Source organism: Methylomicrobium agile, assembly GCF_000733855.1.
In the GTDB taxonomy this organism is placed as follows: domain Bacteria; phylum Pseudomonadota; class Gammaproteobacteria; order Methylococcales; family Methylomonadaceae; genus Methylomicrobium; species Methylomicrobium agile.
The window spans coordinates 2,877,577-2,894,711 of record NZ_JPOJ01000001.1; the positions used below are offsets into that span (position 1 = coordinate 2,877,577).

A 17,135-nucleotide genomic window follows, 5' to 3' on the forward strand; every position below is an offset into this window, starting at 1 on the left:
ATTTTTTCCCCGACAGCCCGAGAAAAATCTTTGCGGCACGTCAGGAGATACGACGCACTTCATTCCATCCGGTTCGACGTTCGGGCCGGCCTTTTCGGGGCCGGATTTTTGCATGACTCGCTCAGCGTGCCGTGATAGCATGAGCCGCATAAAGTCCAGGTAGAGCTTTATTCTTCGATTTTCATGGCCGATTTTTCCGTTTGCCCGAGCGGGTCCGCTCGGCAGGATCCCGGTAATACTGTGCCGGCCCGGTTTTTCACGGAGCTCTTTTGCACCCTTGCCAAACACTGTTGGAATGCGCTTTAAATGTTAGACTCCTTGTTCGCTTTTCTCCCCCGGCAATTCGCCCAATGGCTGGATATTCCCATCAGCGGCAATCCGCGGATGGTGATCAATGTGGTTGCCGTGCTGTTGCTATTATTTTTGGTTTGGTACGTGGGGCAAGCGGTTTTTTCCCTGGTGCGCCTCCAATCGGCCATCGGCGCCTTAGCGGCTCTCCGGCGGCAAAAAGCCGGCGGTGAAACCGTCACCAAAGACGAGTTGGACCGGATCTTCCGGCACCGTTTCTTTGCCGGCGTTTGGGATACCTTCCGGGACACCCTGCACGAGCAGTACGAGGACCGAAACGCGCAAGGACGGATAGTCCGTATCCGCTCGACCGTTTCCGCCGAAGCGATCTTCAGCCCCCAATTGCTCGTCGATGCCCGATTGAACGTGGAGTTTTTCAAACACCTGCCGGGCCTGTTGACCGGAATCGGCATTATCGGCACGTTTTACGGATTGATTCACGGCATTCAGCAATTCGACCCTTCGCTGCTGGCCAAGGCGAGGACCGATGCCGCCCAGATGGAAAAGCTTTTCCTCGGTTTGAAAAGCTTGTTCACCGAAGTCCAGGGTGCCTTCATCGCCTCTTTTTTCGCCATCGGCGCCGCCATGACGGTGACGTTTTTCGAGAAGGTATTGCTCAATCTTTGCTATCGGCGGCTGGAAGCGCTGTGCCGACTGCTGGATACGTTGTACGAAGGCGGCGTCGGCGAAGATTATCTGGCTTCGCTCGTCAAGTCGTCATCCGAAAACGCCGTCCAAATGAGCCAACTGAAAGACAGCCTCGTCGACGAACTGTCCGCCGTGCTGCAAAATCAGACCGTGCGGCAGATCGAACAATCGCAGCGGCTGGGCGATTTGCTGTCGGCGAGAATCCGGGAACATATCGAATCGGGGAGGGAGCACGGCGACCGGGTTAACCGCATACTGGAGCGAGGCCTGGACGACATCGGCAATAAAATGGCGCGCGTCGGCCGCGAACAGGGCGCTACGGTGACCACCAACCTGGAGCAACTGGTCCAGTCGTTTGCCGACAAGATCGACAGCGCCTTTGCCGACCGCATGCTGGGGCTGGTCGGGATGATGGACGATTCGGCCCAATCGATGCGCGACATGCAGGCGGGTTTTCACGAGCTTCTGCACGAACTGCGCCGGTCGGGCAAAGCGGAGCGCGAAGAACTCACCGCCAACATGGCGTCCCTGGTGGATGTCCTCGGCGCCTCCCAGGGAACGCTGGAAGCGCAGCTGGCCGACACGAGCCGGACCTTCGCCGCGACTATCGAAAAAATGAACGATAGCGCGGCGCGCATTTCGGAAGCCACCCAACGTTTTTCGCTGGCCGGCGACAAGGTGGCCGGCGTGCTGGAGCGCGCCGAGCAGGTCTCGCTGCAGCTTGCCCAAAGCGGCGGCCTGTTGGAAAACGCCTCGCATTCGGTCGCGGCCATTCTGGAGCAGTCTGCCGGAACGCGCGACGCCCTCGCCCGAATGGTCGCCGAAATGGCAAGCATGCTCGAAAGGGCCAAACAGGAGGCCGGCATGAACTGGCAAATCGTTCAGCAGATGCAGGCGACGGTGGAAGCGTTCGAACAACTGAATGCCGAGGCGGATAAATCGGTGGCCGCCATCGCCGAGAAGCTGGCGGAAACCCTGGCGAGGTTTCGGGAAGAAATGGCAAGGCACGACGCCGAGTTTCACAAGCATCACGCCGACACGCTCAACCAGGTCGCCTCGGCCTACGAGCCGCTGGCGGCTTCCATCGGCGGGCTTGCCGACATGATGATGCGGAGCAGGGAAATCTGATGCTGTCGCGCGGCACACCTCTCCCCAGGCCGAAGGAAGAAGGCGAAAAGCCGTTCTGGATTTCCTATGCCGACCTGATGACGGCGATGATGATGATGTTCCTCATCGTCATGACCTTTTCGCTGGTCATCATCACCAATCCGGCGCCGGAATTGGAGCATCTCAAGAAAATCGGCCTGCTGTGCGAAGAAATCAAGCAGGCGGCCCAGGGCGTCAGCGGCGTGACGGTCGATTGCGTCAACAACCGCATCGATTTCGGCAGCCAGGCCCAGTTCGGCAACAACGATTCCAAACTTTCCGACTCCGCCAAGCGGACGCTGCGGAAGTTCGTGCCCATCGTGCTGAATGTCGCGCGCAAGGACCGGGGGAAATTGCTCAAACGGGTCGTGGTCGAAGGCTATGCCTCTCCGACCGGTTCCTATCTGCTCAATCTGCAACTGAGCATGCGGCGGGCGGAAACCGTGCTGTGCAGCCTGTTCGAATCGCCGGCGCCCGAAGAAGCCGCTTTGCTCGACGACGACAAGCGCATGATCCGCGATCTTTTTTTGGTGGGCGGCTACAGCTTCAACAACGGCGTGGGAAAAACGGAAGCCGAAATGCGGAGGGTTGAATTCAAACTGGATTTTTTGGGGTTCGACGAAACGCCGAGTACCATGAATACGGTCGATACCACCGATTTCGGGAAATGCCTGTGAAATACGCCGAGCATTTCAGCTGCGCCTTGCTGAAATTCGAAGATATTTACCGCATTCCGCCTTTCGCGGCCTCCGTCAAGCAGATGGAGGCGACAAAAATCAGGATCGGGGAAACCCTGAAAAATGCGGATATGGGCAAGCCCAATCCGGAAATGGTGCGCCAGACGCTGGAGAAGTTTTTCCGCTGGGTCGAGGAGCCGTCGAGGACGCCTTCTTTCAGTTGGCTGGAAGTCGCATTGCTCTGCCGCGGATTGCACACCGAGATCGCCGGCCACGGCTCGCTGATGCGATCGGAGAGCGCCGTCGGTTTTTTGCTGACCGAATTCGCCGCGCAATATTCCGGGCGGATGCTGAGCCCTTATCCCTGGCAGGGCCTGCTCAGCGCCTACCTGAATTGCCCGCCGGGCAACAACGCGGCCGAGATTCGGAGTCGGGAGGCGCTGCGGGCGTTTCTCGCGAATTCGCTGGATGCCGTATCGCGCAGTTCGAGCTTCAAGCCGCGCTGGCTGGAAGGGATTCTAAAGCACAGACGGGTCTTGGAAAAGAACGCCACGCGGACGCTGGCCGAAGACGCGCTGGAAGGGCGCTCCGAAATCGTGGAGCGTATCGCTCGGGAGGTCGATATTCCGCCGACCTCCTGGTTCTGGCCCGAATTGGTGATGGCTCAGGTCGATGCGATCGTCGGCTATCCGGACGACCGCTTCAAGCGGGCGATCGATCCTGTCCTGGCCCAACTGCGGCAACGCAGGGAATGTATCGACAAAGGCTTGGCCAGAATACTCGACCGGTATTCCCTGTGCCTGGCTGCCGAGCCTCACGAGGCTTTATTGTCGCTGGCCGTGTTCCGCTGGAAGAGCCCTTCGCTGGAAAGGCAAACCGCTTGGCTGCGGGTAACTCCGAAGGCCAAGGCCATGGTCCAGCGATGGCTGGTGCCGCACGACCTGGAGGCGGTTTTCAGGCAACTCGTCGAAGACAGCCGCCGGCATGAGTTCTGGCTGCAGTTTGTCGACCGGATCGAATTTACCCATATCTGGACCGGCAATTCCGTAAAGGAGTCCCCGTCCCGCCTTTCGCAGGATAGGGAAGAACGGCGCCCCGTTTTCCGCGATCCGGAAAAGCCGGACGACAATTTGATCCTGATGAAAATCGGCGGCCTGTTCATTCTCGAATCCGCGGTAAAGACCGGCGGCAAATGTTGGGCGTACCGGGAGGAGGATATTAACCCCCAGCTCTTGAAGCACGGCCTCCGTTACGGCGTTTTTCGGGATACCACGAAAAATGTTTTCACCAACAGCTACGGGCACAGCGACGGATTGATCCATTCCGGTTATGCCTGGGAAAAGGCCTTCGTGTCGGAACTGGCGAAATTCGGTATTTTTCCGGACCGAATGACTTTCGAGGCGCTGGCCGCGCGCTATCGGCTGGTGGTCGAATCCTTGCCCGACGGGGCCGAAAGGATATGCTGCAAGCACGGTTCCGGGGTACTCGGCGAGTGGCTGGGCAAACATGGTTTCATTCGCCGCGCCGACGGGTTTTATCGGCAATCCCGAAAGGAAGAGGCGGCAGAGTTTTGAAAGCGTTCGTTCCGGCCGCAACCTGCAGCCGCGGCCCTGGACGGCGCGAAATTCACCCGTCGGGGCCGCCCAGTTGCCGCATGCCGGCGGGCGTTCGAATGTGAGCCACGAGATAAGGCGGCCTGCCCGGCTCCAGTTCGAACACCCGAAAATCGTCTTCGAAGCCGATTGCATCCAGTACGCGGCGTACCTTCCCGGCTTCCGGATGGAAGCCTTCGAGGCGCACCAGCGCACAGCCGCTGTCCGGCAGCGCGGCGGCCGGATGAATGCCCTCGGGCCATTGGATCAGCGCCGGCGCGACGCCCTGCAGCGGCAGGCCGCCGTCGGCCGGCAGGGTAATCAGCCAGTTCAGGGAGCCGCGGCGCATCGGCTCGATCCCGCCCAAAGGGAACGGCGAAGCCTTTGCCGCGGCCGCGATGTCGTTCGTGCGGGCGATCCAGGCAGCCAGCCGCGCCGGCCGGGCAGGATCGGGCGCGTCGAGCCGGAACCAGCGAGGCCGGTCGGGCGGCGGTGCGGCCGGATCGATCGCGATCACTTCGAGATAACGCATCTCGCCTAGTTTCAGCAAACGATTATGGGTTCCCATGCGGGGATGCGCGCTGCCGGTTTCCAGGCTTGTCCCGAGCGTCCGGCGAATGTAGGCTTCGCCGGCTTCCAGGGAAGGGGCCGTGACGGCGATATGGTCGATATATGAACGCAGCATGGCGATCTCCTTTGGGAACAGGGGGCCGGGACACGTCATGGCGGGCGATTCGGCGCGGCCGGCGGTCATTATACCGGCGGCGTGAGCGGGATCGATGAGGCTAAGCAAACAGAGCGCCAAATAAGATATTTGTTTTCATGGGTATCTTCGCGTCGGAATGAAAGAAGGGGAAGCGAAATCGGAGAGAGGCAAACCATGGAAAATCCACCTCCCGCCGAGCGCTTATCGCGATACTCCCTTGCCAGCTTGGCTTGGGCAAACCGTGTAGGGTACGCTGTGCGTACCTTTTCACCCCCCCCCCCCAATGGTACGCACAGCGTACCCTACAACTGAAAATTAGATACTGTTATCCACGTTAAGCGTTATGAGGAGCAGCGTTGTAGGGCGTTTTCGCGATAGCAAAACGCCAATAGCCTTCAAAGCGCGGCGGATTGCCTGGCGGCGAATCCGCCCTATAAAATCCTTAGGATGAGTAGAGGCGTTAGCCGAAACCCATCGTGAATAGCCTGCCGTACATTGATTGATGGGTTTCGCTTCGCTCTATCCATCCTACGCGCTATATTCTTGGAGTCGTACCCATGCTACGGCCTGCATCCCTGAATTCATTCCGAAAATTATCGGTCGTTATTTTCGCTCCATCACTCAGGGCGCCATTAGAGCTTGGATCAATCGCTTGTATTTTGACAGTTTCGCGGATGGGCAAGAACCGCAACTGATTTTGCGGACATATTTTTTCCTCTAATCGGCAATTTCGAATTCCCTCGGATTAACTGCGCTCAGCCTCAAATCAATGCCGAAGTGTTTCCAGGCTGTTGCTAAAACAACTTTTTGGTGGGGAAATTATTTCTATAGATCGTCTTCCACATATCTAAACGGACTTGAATCATTTTGCCTGGCTTTTCAGTGGAGGTTGCCTGCACTTGAAATTAGAGACGGCGATTCAAAGACGAAATTTCGTGCGTCACCTGTCGGATAGACGGAGGGTATGTGTTAAACGAGCGACATGATTTAGATGGTTCCACAGATGATGTGCTATTGCTCGAAGGAGCAACTTCTCTGGCGGAGGTGTTGCAGCGGCGCGCGGCATGCCATCCCCACCGGATTGCGTATACATTTTTGGATTATGGGGCATCAGGCCGGCATTCGTTGACTTATGGCGAACTCAATGCAAAAGCCGGGCAATTGGCGGCAGCGTTGCAACGGATGGGCATGCAAGGCGAGCGGGCCTTATTGCTCTATCCGCCCGGCCTGGATTACATCGTGGCCTTTTTTGCCTGCCTTCACGCCGGGGCGGTCGCCGTTCCGGCCTATCCGCCCGGTAATAATCGGCATATGCCCAGGCTACAGGCCATTCTTGATGACAGCAGAGCGAAAATAATTCTTACCACCCGACAAGTTGCCGGCAACATTCGCGATTTCCCAGACGCCACGGGAGATTTGTTAGACAAGCATTTGTTGCGAACCGATGCCGACGAACACTTTGATGATGCCAGCTCGTGGCAACCGCCTCTCTTGCAAGCCTTGGATTTGGCCTTTCTGCAATACACTTCGGGTTCTACCGGTGACGCCAAGGGGGTGATGGTCAGCCACGGCAACTTGCTGGCAAACCAGCAGTTGATCAAGCGCCGGTTCGGCCATGACGAACGCTCGACCGTGGTCGGCTGGCTGCCGCTTTATCACGACATGGGCCTGATCGGTAATGTGATGCAGCCCTTGTATTGCGGAGCGAGTGCGATTCTGATGGCGCCGATGGCGTTTTTGGAAAAACCGCTACGCTGGTTGCAGGCCATCAGCGATTACCGTGCGCATACCAGCGGCGGGCCTAATTTCGCTTACGATTTGTGCGTTCAAAAAATCAGCCGCGACGAATTGGCCGGAATCGATCTCAGCCATTGGCAACTGGCCTTCAACGGCGCCGAACCCATCAATCCGCTGACTTTGCAGCGATTCGGCGAAGCATTCTCGGCATGCGGATTCCAGCGGCATGCGTTCTATCCCTGTTATGGCCTGGCCGAAGCGACGCTCTTGGCGACTGGCGGCGCTAAACAATCCCTTCCAAGAATTGCCGCGTTCGATAAAACCGCCCTGGAACAACGCAGAGTCCAGCCAGGCGGTGACAATCCATTGAATGCCAGAAGCCTTGTAGGTTGTGGCGCGATCGATATCGATGGCGGCCAGGACTTGCGTATTGTCGAGCCTGATGGCGCTGCGTGTTGCGCGGAGGGTCGAATCGGAGAAATCTGGCTGAGCGGTCCCAGCATCGCCCAGGGCTATTGGCAGAACCCTGAAATGAGCGGCAAAGCTTTCGTCAAAGATGCCGAAGGCCGATCCTGGCTGCGCAGCGGCGATTTGGGATTTATCGACGGCGGCGAATTGTTCGTTTCCGGGCGCTTGAAAGACTTGATCATTATTCGCGGCCGCAATTATTACCCGCACGATCTCGAGCATGCCGTCGAAGCGGCAACCGATGCGCTGAATCCGGCATCGACCGTGGCGTTTTCGGTTGACGAAGGCGACGGCGAAAAGTTGGTCGTGCTGGCCGAATTGAAACGCAACCGCGTCAGGCAAGGCGATTACCGTAGCGAATTCTCGGCGATTCGTGCCCGATTGACCGAAGAATGCGGCATCCAAGCCGACCGTATCCTGTTCCTCAAACCCGGCGCGGTGTTAAAAACCAGCAGCGGAAAACTTCGGCGAAATGCCTGCCAGGCGCTTTTTATCCAACAGGGGTTTGAGTTTATCGCCAGCGACAACCTGCAAGCGGCGGGCGAGCCGCGGCCTTTAGTGAATGTCGATGCGGGCGCTGCCGAACGCCGCTTATTGCGCCAGGTTTTGTTGACGATGAATCGCGTCAATGCCGCCGATTTATTGGCGGAACATCTTGCGCTGAAAGCCTCGGCATTATCAGGCTTGGCTGCCGGCGCTGCCGAATCAAGCCATACGCTATCGCAACTGGGCCTGGATTCGTTGAAAGCCGTGGAAATGAAATATTTCATCGACGAGTTGCTGGATGTCGATATACCGGTCACCGGCTTGCTCGGCAGCTCGACCTTATCCGATTGCGCCGCAACGGCGCTGAGTCTGGCAAAACATGCCGCCGACACACCTGTTCCCCTTGCCGATACCGGCATGGGGAAGGCTTTGGATTTCGCTGTGTCATACAACCAGCAGGCATTGTGGACACGGGCGCAATTAGGGCAGGGCAAAGCTTTGCACCACATGCCGATTGCATTGCAAATCAGGGGCGAATTAAACTGGGACGCGCTGGGCGGTGCATTGATCGAGTTACGTCGGCGACATGCGCAATTACGCGTCGGGTTTAAACTGGGCGCCGACCGGCTGCCGGTTTGCCTGCCTCTTGAGCAACCGGAGCCGCGGCTGGAGCGGGTTGATTGTTGCGACCGCTCACAGCAGATGAAGCAGCTGCAAATTTTCGTCAGCGAGCCGTTTGACCTGGAACATGGACCGCTGCTGAGATGCGGCGTATTCCGTTGTACCGGTGCCGATCCTGTTCTGGCATTTTGCGCGCATCATTTGATCGTCGATTTTCGTTCGCTGCAAGTATTGCTGGCCGAGTTGCAAACACTCTATCTCGCTCGATGTGCCGGTCAGGCGCCTCAATTGCCGTCCTCTGCTTCAATCTACTCGGATTATGTCGCATGGCAGCAACATTATCTGGAAAGCACTGCTGCCGAACAAGACCTGAGCTATTGGCGCCGGCAACTGGCCGGTGAGATACCCAGGTTGGAACTGCCGGGCGAACGTTCATCTGCGGGGGCGTCGTCAGGCCGGAGCGCTGCGGAAACGTTGCTCATCTCGCCGGAAACGTTGGACAAGCTTAAACGTTTGGCCTCAGCCCGCCGCACCACACTGTATACGCTGTTGTTGAGCATCTTCAAGACCCTGCTGTACCGCTACAGCGGTCAGACCGATCTGATCGTCGGCAGTCCGACCTTAGGGCGGCCTAAACGTGAATTTGCCGATTCGGTGGGTTATTTCGTCAACCCGGTCGCATTGCGCAGCCGGCCTCACGGCGAACAGCCGTTTTGCGATTATTTGGCTCAGGTCAATGCCGCCGTGTTGGCAGCGCTCGATCATCAGCATTATCCGTATGCTTTGCTGGCGGAGAAGGTGTTGCCCCGCACCGGCAACGACATGGCGCCGTTTCGGACCTGGTTCGTGCTGCAGTCCGCGGACTCTCCCTTGGCGGCAGCGCTGGCCTTGGGACAATCCGGCGCCCCTGGCCGATGGGCCAATGCCTCTGTCGAAACGGTTGCCTTGCCGGAAAGGTCGGAAGAATTCGATCTGGCCCTGCTGTGCACGGAAACCGGCCAGGGGTTGACGGCGGTGTTCAGCTATCGTTGCGACGTCATCAGCCAATTGTCGGTACGGCGCATGCTGGGACATTTTCAATGCCTGCTGAACGGGATATTGGCGGACCCCGCTACCCGGTTGAGCCAATTGCCGTTTTTGAGCGTACCGGAAAAACGGCAACTGGCGGACTGGAATGCCACGACTCTGCATTATCTGGAGCAGCGCAGCATCGTTGATCTATTCGAAGCGGTTGCGGACCGCCAGCCCCAGGCAACGGCGCTGGTGTTTGGAGAGCTGCGGCTTTCTTATGCCGAGTTAAATGCACGGGCCAACCGGCTGGCGCATTATCTGATCGCGCAGGGCGTCGGTCCGGAGCGCCGCGTCGCGTTAAGCCTGCCCCGTGGCCCCGACTTATTGATCGGTATGTTGGCCATTTTGAAAGCGGGCGCCATGTATGTGCCCATTGACCCGAGCTATCCTCGGGAACGGCAAGCGTATTTGTTTCGGGATGCCGGGGCCGGCTGGCTGTTGACCGTGCTGTCCCTGGTACCGGCTCTGGATTGCGGACACGCGGTGAAAATCTGCGTCGACGAACCGCATGAGTTCGGCGCTTACAGTGCGGCCAACCCATCTGTCGTGCGTTTTCCGGCATCCGCCGCCTACCTGATTTATACCTCCGGCTCGACCGGCCATCCCAAAGGCGTGGTGGTCAGCCATGCCAATCTGTTGCATTCGACTTTGGCGAGAAGCGCTTACTACCGTGAACCGATGGGGTGTTATCTGTTATTGCCGTCGTTCGCTTTCGATAGTTCGGTGGCGGGTATTTTCTGGTGTTTAAGCCAGGGCGCTGCCCTCTGTTTGCCTGACGACAACCTGCTGAAAGAGCCGCTGGGGCTCGGGGCCCTGATCGAGCGTAACCGGGTCACCCACCTGTTAACCTTGCCGTCGCTGTATCAACTCTTGCTGGAGCATGTGCCCAGCGCCGCGTTGCAAAGCCTGGGCACCGCCATCGTCGCCGGCGAAGCTTGTCCGGGCACTTTGGCCGAACTGCACCATTCACGCTTGCCGGCGGTCGGGTTATTCAACGAATACGGTCCGACCGAAGCCACCGTCTGGTGCAGCGTTTATCGCGTTCAACCGACCGATTGCGATGCCACGCTGCCGATCGGCGCCCCCATTGCCAATATGCGCATTCACATCGTCGATGCGGCGATGCAGCCGGTTGCAGTCGGGGTGGCGGGAGAGTTGCTGGTTGGCGGCGACGGTATTAGCCGAGGCTATCTCGGCCAATCCGCTTTGACGGCTGAACGCTTCGTGCCGGATTCGTTCGGCCGCAACGGCGGACGTTTATATCGAACCGGCGACCGGGCGAGGTATCGCGCAGACGGAACTGTTGAATTCCTGGGCCGTTTCGATCGGCAAGTCAAAATCAGGGGCTACCGCATTGAACTCGGTGAAATCGAAGCCTGCTTACTGGGGCATTCCGCGGTATCTGCGGCGGCCGTCACCGTGCGGGAAGATGTGCCCGGCATGAAGCGTCTGGTCGCCTATTGGAGCGGTGATGCTTCGGCTCAGGATGCGCTGAGGTCTCTTGTTAAGGAGAGCTTGCCCGACTACATGCAGCCCTCGGCATGGCTATGGCTTGAGTCCATGCCGTTGAATGCCAATGGCAAGCTGGATCGCAAGGCGTTGCCAATGCCGGAAATCCGGGCCGGCGATCAGGACGGTTTCGTTGCACCGCGCGACGAGGCCGAGGAAGCGGTGGCGTCCATCTGGCGTGAAGTGCTGGGTATCGATCGTTTGAGCATTCACGACGATTTTTTCGAACTGGGAGGACATTCATTGGCGGGCGTCCAGGTGATGGCAAAAATACAGGAAATGTTCGCCATCGATCTGCCGGTCAATGTGTTGTTCGAAGCGGCGACGCTAGCCGAATTCGTTGACCGCATGGCTGAGTATCGGAGCGAGGAATGATGACGGATCGCATGGGTTTTTGGGGCGAATTCGTTCGTTTCCCACGGCTCGATAACAAATCAATGAACAGGAAACGGAAACCATGAACGACAGAACCCCATACCGGCTTGCCGATTCCACCGCCGTAGAAGCGCTGGTCGATCACTGGGTTGCCTGGCCGCATACTTTTTCGCCGGTGCCCTACAGCCTGCATATGCTGAATTATCAGAAGAAGAATCTGACTTCGTATCTGCAAAATCCCGCTATCCATCTTAAATCCAGCGCCAATCCGAAATTGCTGGGCGGGCCGTTCGTCAACGTACCGGTCGACCGAGCGGCCGACATCGCGCAAATGCTGGAGCGCATGGGAGGCGAGCATGCCGAAAGCCTGCGGATGGCCGAAGACCTGATCACTTTTCAGAATTTGCTGGATCGCGAGGCTATCGGGCAAAGCCTGGAAGCTTATTACCCTCAATTACCTCAGTCTTTACGCGGTTACGTCGAATTGCTCTACGACTATAACAACCGCCCCATTGTCCGCTGTATCGAGAGCCTTTTTTATAAAAGCCGGCATTACAAAAAACATTTGCAGTCGTTCCAACTGTTCACACAAACCCATGACCGGGCTCGGGCATATTACATGAGTACGCCGCGCCTGCCGGACGGCGAGAGCGTATCCTGGCGGATTCCGTTTGCCGAAGCCGCTGTCGACGAATTGTTCAAGCTGGATAGCCGGCCGCAATCCTTAGGTTATATCCGGGAAGTGCTGGGATTGGATGCCGGCGACGAAGATAAGCTGATCCGTTTATTGACCGATCAGGCGCCGCATGCCGGTGAAGCCTGGCAAGGCCCGGGCGTGAGAATCCGTTATCTGGGCCATGCGGGCGTTCTGGTCGAAACGGCCGGCATTACCGTGCTGATCGATCCTTTCATCGCCGTCAAACCCAGCCAGGGCGGGATAGACCGCTACAGTTTTCAGGATTTGCCGGCACATATCGACTATGTGCTGATTACCCATGTCCATCACGACCATTATGTGTTCGAAACCCTGTTACGGTTACGGCACAAAATCGGTTGTCTGGTGGTACCCAAAAGTTCCGGCATTTTCTATGCCGATATTTCGATGAAACTGCTGGCCAGGGAATTGGGTTTTCGGCAGGTCGTTGAAGTCGATCCGTTAGACAGTATCACGTTTACGGATGGTGAAATCGTCGCGGTGCCTTTTCTGGGCGAACACAGCGATTTGCCGTTTGCAAAAAGTGCCTATCTGGTTCGCGCCGGAAACCGGAAAGTGTTATTCGCCGCCGATTCGAACTGCCTGGACGAACAGATGTACCAGAATCTATGCGCCGAATACGGACCCATCGACACCGTGTTTTTGGGCATGGAATGCATCGGCGCGCCGCTCTCCTGGGTATACGGCGCTTTGTTACCCAAGCTGCCGGATCACAAACACTGCCAGGCCCGGCGCTCGAACGGCAGCAATGCCGAAGGCGCATTGCGGTTGCTGGATGCAGTCGGCGCCAGCCGCGTCTACGTCTACGCCATCGGCCGCGAGCCGTGGCTGCAATATTTCATGGCGCTGGAGCCGGAAGACGATGATGCCTACATTCGCGAAATCAACAAAATGCTGGCGGTTTGTCATCAGCGTGGCTTTAGCGATGCCCGGCGGCTATATGGGCGCGACGAGATTTTTCTGTGAAGGAATTGCAACATCATAACCCATTCAAATGATTCTCTATTAAGGAAACGATCTATGAACAAACCACAACTGATTGAAGCGGCTAAGACAGGTGACATTCATCAAGTACAAGCCTTGATTGAAAATGGCGAAGCATTGGAACAAAAAGACGATTATGGCTGGACCGCATTAAATTGGGCTACGGGCCACGGCGACACGGAAATAGTGAAGCTGTTACTCGAAGCAGGAGCCAATCCAATCAATAGCGGCCGCGATCTTAGAACGCCTTATCAAATTGCCTTGGCGGCTGCGCGAGTGGAAACCGCCACTTTACTGCAAAAGGCGGAACAGGAAAGCGGAATTGCTTCGGAAAAACCGGCAAGACCCTTTTGCAAGGCTTATCCAGTCAACGCATTCCATGAATTTCCGGACTGGCAGATTGAACAGTCATTGTCTGACGATGCCGTGGTCTATTTGCACCAGGATTTCAGCGTTACTGAATCGATGTGGCCCGGAGAGAATGTAGTGTTCGATTCAGGTTCGGATGATTGGCGACATTACTGTCGAAATCGCTTAGGTTTTCATGTGCCCACAGACTTGGAACTTGCCGCCGATTATGAGTCGAGACGTTAGCGGTCCTAAACGTGGCAACTGCTGTTGTCGATAGCCTGAATGGAGATAGCTGTATTCAAGGCTATGTACCACTTCACGAGGGAAAAATTATGATCGAGACTAAAGAACCGGACAAGCAACAGTCAGTCAGTCGCAGACAACTGATTACCAGACTAAAGAAATCCCATATTCCGGCTAATGGCGCTATTACAAAACGAAATAAGGACCAACCGGTTCCCTTATCGTATTCGCAGGAACGCTTGTGGATCATGTCGCAGCTGGAACCGGACAATCCGATTTACAATGTTGCCGGAGCCGTGCAATTCGACGGTTTGCTGAATGTACAAGCCTTGCAACATAGCCTGGACGAAGTGGTCAGGCGTCACGAAATTCTACGCAGCCTGTTTGTCGCCGAGGGGCAGCAAGTCTTGCCCGACAGCCGGTTGCCGCTGGCGTGTCTGGATTTTACAGGCTTTAGCCATGAGAGTGCGATGGATTTATTCCAGCAATGCGCCGACGATTTTGTTCATCGACCGTTTCTACTTACCGGACAGCCGCCGTTACGGGCGCTGCTGGCGGTGTTGAGCGAACAGAGGCATATTCTGTTGTTGGCGCTGCATCACATCGTTTCCGACCGCTGGTCGGTCGGGGTGTTGATGCAAGAAGTCGCCGCGCTGTACGCTGCATACGGCCACGGCAAGCCGTCGGCGTTGCCGGAATTGCCGATCCAATACGGCGATTTTTGCGTATGGCAACGCCAGCAGCAGGAAAAATGGGCCAGGCATTTGGACTATTGGCGGCAGAAACTGGCCGGCGCGCCGCCGCTGCTGGCGTTGCCTACCGACCGGCCGCGGCCGCCACGGTCTAGTTACCGCGGCAATCTATACAGGTTTGAACTTTCCGCCGAGTTGAGCGGTGCGGTCAAAGAGCTAGGTAAACAATACCATGCCACGCTGTTCATGGTCATGGCCGCCGCCTTCAACACGTTGCTGTACCGCTATACCGGCAGTAAGGATCTGTGTATCGGTTATCCGGTGGCTGGACGCAGCCAGAGTCAGACGGCGGCTTTGATAGGCTTTTTCGTCAACACGCTGGTGCTGCGTTGTCGGATAGAGGCAGACCTGTCGTTCTCAGAGCTGTTGGTGCAGTTGCGTGAGCAGGCTTTGCTGGATCAGAACCATCAGGAACTTTCTTTCGGTCAATTGCTGGATGCGTTGAATCCGGTTCGCAACACCGGCCATACGCCTTTGTTTCAAGTGATGCTGACAGTGATGAATGTACCGATAGCGGATTTTCGGATGCAGGATTTGTCAGTCGTGCCGTTGACGATGAATAACCGCACGGCCCAGTTCGATCTGACTTTGCTCATCGATGAACGTAACGGCAAGCTGTCAGGCTGCTTCGAATACAACACCGATTTATTCGATCCTGCAACTATTGCAAGAATGGCCGGGCACCTGCAAATGCTGTTGGCGGGTGCTATCGGTAAACCGGAACTCCCGCTGAAACAATTGCCGATAATGTCTCAAGCGGAAACCAGGCAGTTGCTTGACGACTGGAGTGGTGGAGATCGTGTCCTGGCTTCAAATGTATGCACGGCAAGTTCTACACAGGATGCCCCTTTGATTCACCGGCTTTTTGAGGCGCAGGCGAAAATGACTCCGGATATGACGGCACTGGTTTTCGGCGGGCAAAGAATCAGTTACGGCGAACTTAACGGGCGTGCGGATTTATGGGCCGCGTGCCTATTGGAACTGGGTGCCGGGCCTGAATGTCGGGTTGGCGTCTGTGCCGAACGTTCCGTAGAACTGATTGTTGGTTTGCTGGCCGCGCTGAAAGCCGGGGCTGCTTATGTTCCGTTGGATCCCAGTTACCCCGAAGGGCGCCTGGAGTTTATGGCGGACGATGCCGGTATCGAGATATTGCTGACGCAAAATGCGTTGACCGGCAAGTTTTCGCATCGAAACATCAAAATGCTGTGCCTGGACGAAGAGGGCGCTACTGAAAGCCGGAAATATCCTGTATCCCAGGATCTGCTCTCGCCGGACAATACCGCTTATATCATTTATACCTCAGGCTCTACCGGACAGCCTAAAGGGGTTATGGTCAGTCATCGCAATTTATTGCATTCGACGTTAGCCAGAACGGATTATTACCGCGAGCCGGTGGCATGTTTTTTACTGCTGTCCTCGTTTGCATTCGACAGCTCCGTGGCCGGGATATTTTGGACCTTAAGCCGAGGCGGCTGTTTGTGCTTGCCGCAGCAGGAGGAATTGACCAATCCCCATGCCTTGGCTGAACTGATTAACCGGCATCGGGTTAGTCATTTGTTGGCCCTGCCTTCGTTTTATACCGCCATCACCAATGACAGCAATATTTCTTATCTAAATACCCTGCGAGCGGTGATCGTCGCAGGAGAAGCCTGCTCCGCCGATATCGCCGCAACACATCATCGCCGGTTGCCTGAAACGCAGTTCTACAACGAATACGGCCCTACGGAAGGCACAGTTTGGAGCAGTGTTTATCGCAGCAAGAAAACCGATGCAGATACTATGTTGCCGATTGGCCGGGCCATCGCTAACGTGCGGATTTATATTCTGGACAAGCAATATCAACCGGTGCCGATAGGAGTCAGCGGCGAGTTGTGCATAGGCGGAGCCGGTTTGGCGCAAGGCTATCTGAACCGGTCGGAGTTGACTGCGGAAAAATTCATTCCCAATCCGTTCAGTACGGAGGGTGAGCGGATTTATAAAACCGGTGATTTGGCACGCTTTCGTGCCGACGGTGAGATCGAATTCATAGGTCGTATCGACAACCAAGTCAAGATTCGCGGCTACCGGGTTGAACTGGGTGAAATCGAAGAGCGCCTGCTGCAACATCCTGCCATTAAGGATGCTGTTGTTTTGGTAAAAGAGGAAGTGTCCGGCAATAAAAGATTGATTGCTTATCTGGTTGGGCGGCAATTTGTCGACGTACCGGAAGCTGAAGCTTTGCAGACATATCTTAAGCAAAACCTGCCGGATTATATGGTGCCGTCGACCTATATCGGATTGAACGAATTGCCGTTAATGCCTAATGGCAAACGGGATCGCCTTGCATTGTTGAGTATACAGGACTCGGCGCAACGAGCAGGAGCGTTAAGAACGGCGTCAAACTGGATCGAGGCGGCGCTGGCTGATATTTGGCAAGAAGTATTGGGTCTCGAAACGGTCGGCGTTGATGTGGATTTTTTTGAACAAGGCGGTCACTCATTGGCGGCAATTCAGGTTCTGTCCCGGATTCAGTGCGTGTTCAATGTAGAAGTTCCTACAGAGATATTATTCGAATCGTCGACCATCGAGTTACTGGCTGCCGAGATAGCCAGGCTGCAAATTCAGCAGCAAGATGACGATTCTTTAGACGAGTTGTTACAAGAGCTCGAACGGCTTTCAAACGAAGAAGTCAATCAACTGCTCACGAGCGACTGAGAATCTCAAAAC

The 17,135-nt window shown here is 56.3% G+C and carries 8 protein-coding genes; 7 read left to right on the forward strand and 1 reads right to left on the reverse strand.

Annotation, left to right across the window (positions count from 1 at the left end; genetic code table 11):
- Nucleotides 1-306 precede the first annotated feature (306 nt).
- The 3 genes from zorA to CC94_RS0113675 are packed head-to-tail and all read left to right on the forward strand — an operon-like array spanning nucleotide 307 to nucleotide 4,393.
- Nucleotides 307-2,124: an anti-phage ZorAB system protein ZorA gene (gene zorA, locus CC94_RS0113665; protein WP_031431282.1), complete on the forward strand. Its 1,818-nt coding sequence runs from the start codon at nucleotides 307-309 to the stop codon at nucleotides 2,122-2,124.
- Nucleotides 2,124-2,819: an OmpA/MotB family protein gene (locus CC94_RS0113670; protein ID WP_036303993.1), complete on the forward strand. Its 696-nt coding sequence runs from the start codon at nucleotides 2,124-2,126 to the stop codon at nucleotides 2,817-2,819. Before zorA ends, CC94_RS0113670 begins: the two co-directional genes overlap by 1 nt.
- Nucleotides 2,810-4,393, forward strand: coding sequence for an EH signature domain-containing protein (locus CC94_RS0113675; RefSeq protein WP_031431284.1), 1,584 nt, complete (start codon nucleotides 2,810-2,812; stop codon nucleotides 4,391-4,393). Before CC94_RS0113670 ends, CC94_RS0113675 begins: the two co-directional genes overlap by 10 nt.
- Before the next feature lie 52 nt (nucleotides 4,394-4,445).
- On the opposite strand, the gene CC94_RS0113680 is transcribed toward CC94_RS0113675, so the two are convergent.
- Nucleotides 4,446-5,096 (reverse strand): VOC family protein, encoded by a 651-nt coding sequence (locus CC94_RS0113680; protein ID WP_031431285.1) that lies wholly within the window; start codon nucleotides 5,094-5,096, stop codon nucleotides 4,446-4,448.
- A gap of 1,029 nt (nucleotides 5,097-6,125) precedes the next feature.
- On the opposite strand from CC94_RS0113680, the gene CC94_RS0113685 reads away from it, so the two are divergent.
- The 4 genes from CC94_RS0113685 (at nucleotide 6,126) to CC94_RS0113700 (ending at nucleotide 17,123) form a co-directional block, all read left to right on the forward strand.
- Nucleotides 6,126-11,384 carry a non-ribosomal peptide synthetase gene (locus tag CC94_RS0113685; protein ID WP_245619756.1) on the forward strand — a complete coding sequence of 1,753 codons (5,259 nt, stop codon included), beginning with the start codon at nucleotides 6,126-6,128 and terminating at the stop codon, nucleotides 11,382-11,384.
- Between the two features lie 82 nt (nucleotides 11,385-11,466).
- Nucleotides 11,467-13,065: an MBL fold metallo-hydrolase gene (locus tag CC94_RS0113690; RefSeq protein ID WP_031431288.1), complete on the forward strand. Its 1,599-nt coding sequence runs from the start codon at nucleotides 11,467-11,469 to the stop codon at nucleotides 13,063-13,065.
- A gap of 54 nt (nucleotides 13,066-13,119) precedes the next feature.
- Nucleotides 13,120-13,677, forward strand: a complete 558-nt coding sequence (locus CC94_RS0113695; protein WP_031431290.1) for an ankyrin repeat domain-containing protein — start codon at nucleotides 13,120-13,122, stop codon at nucleotides 13,675-13,677.
- Nucleotides 13,678-13,766: 89 nt separating this feature from the next.
- Complete coding sequence (locus CC94_RS0113700; protein WP_031431291.1) at nucleotides 13,767-17,123, forward strand: non-ribosomal peptide synthetase; 3,357 nt, start codon at nucleotides 13,767-13,769, stop codon at nucleotides 17,121-17,123.
- The last annotated feature ends 12 nt before the right edge of the window (nucleotides 17,124-17,135 follow it).

Coding starts and splice junctions, on each gene's coding strand:
- zorA (WP_031431282.1), top strand. CDS start 307: ATGTTAGACTCCTTGTTCGCTTTTCTCCCCCGGCAATTCGCCCAATGG.
- CC94_RS0113670 (WP_036303993.1), top strand. CDS start 2,124: ATGCTGTCGCGCGGCACACCTCTCCCCAGGCCGAAGGAAGAAGGCGAA.
- CC94_RS0113675 (WP_031431284.1), top strand. CDS start 2,810: ATGCCTGTGAAATACGCCGAGCATTTCAGCTGCGCCTTGCTGAAATTC.
- CC94_RS0113680 (WP_031431285.1), bottom strand. CDS start 5,096: ATGCTGCGTTCATATATCGACCATATCGCCGTCACGGCCCCTTCCCTG.
- CC94_RS0113690 (WP_031431288.1), top strand. CDS start 11,467: ATGAACGACAGAACCCCATACCGGCTTGCCGATTCCACCGCCGTAGAA.
- CC94_RS0113695 (WP_031431290.1), top strand. CDS start 13,120: ATGAACAAACCACAACTGATTGAAGCGGCTAAGACAGGTGACATTCAT.
- CC94_RS0113700 (WP_031431291.1), top strand. CDS start 13,767: ATGATCGAGACTAAAGAACCGGACAAGCAACAGTCAGTCAGTCGCAGA.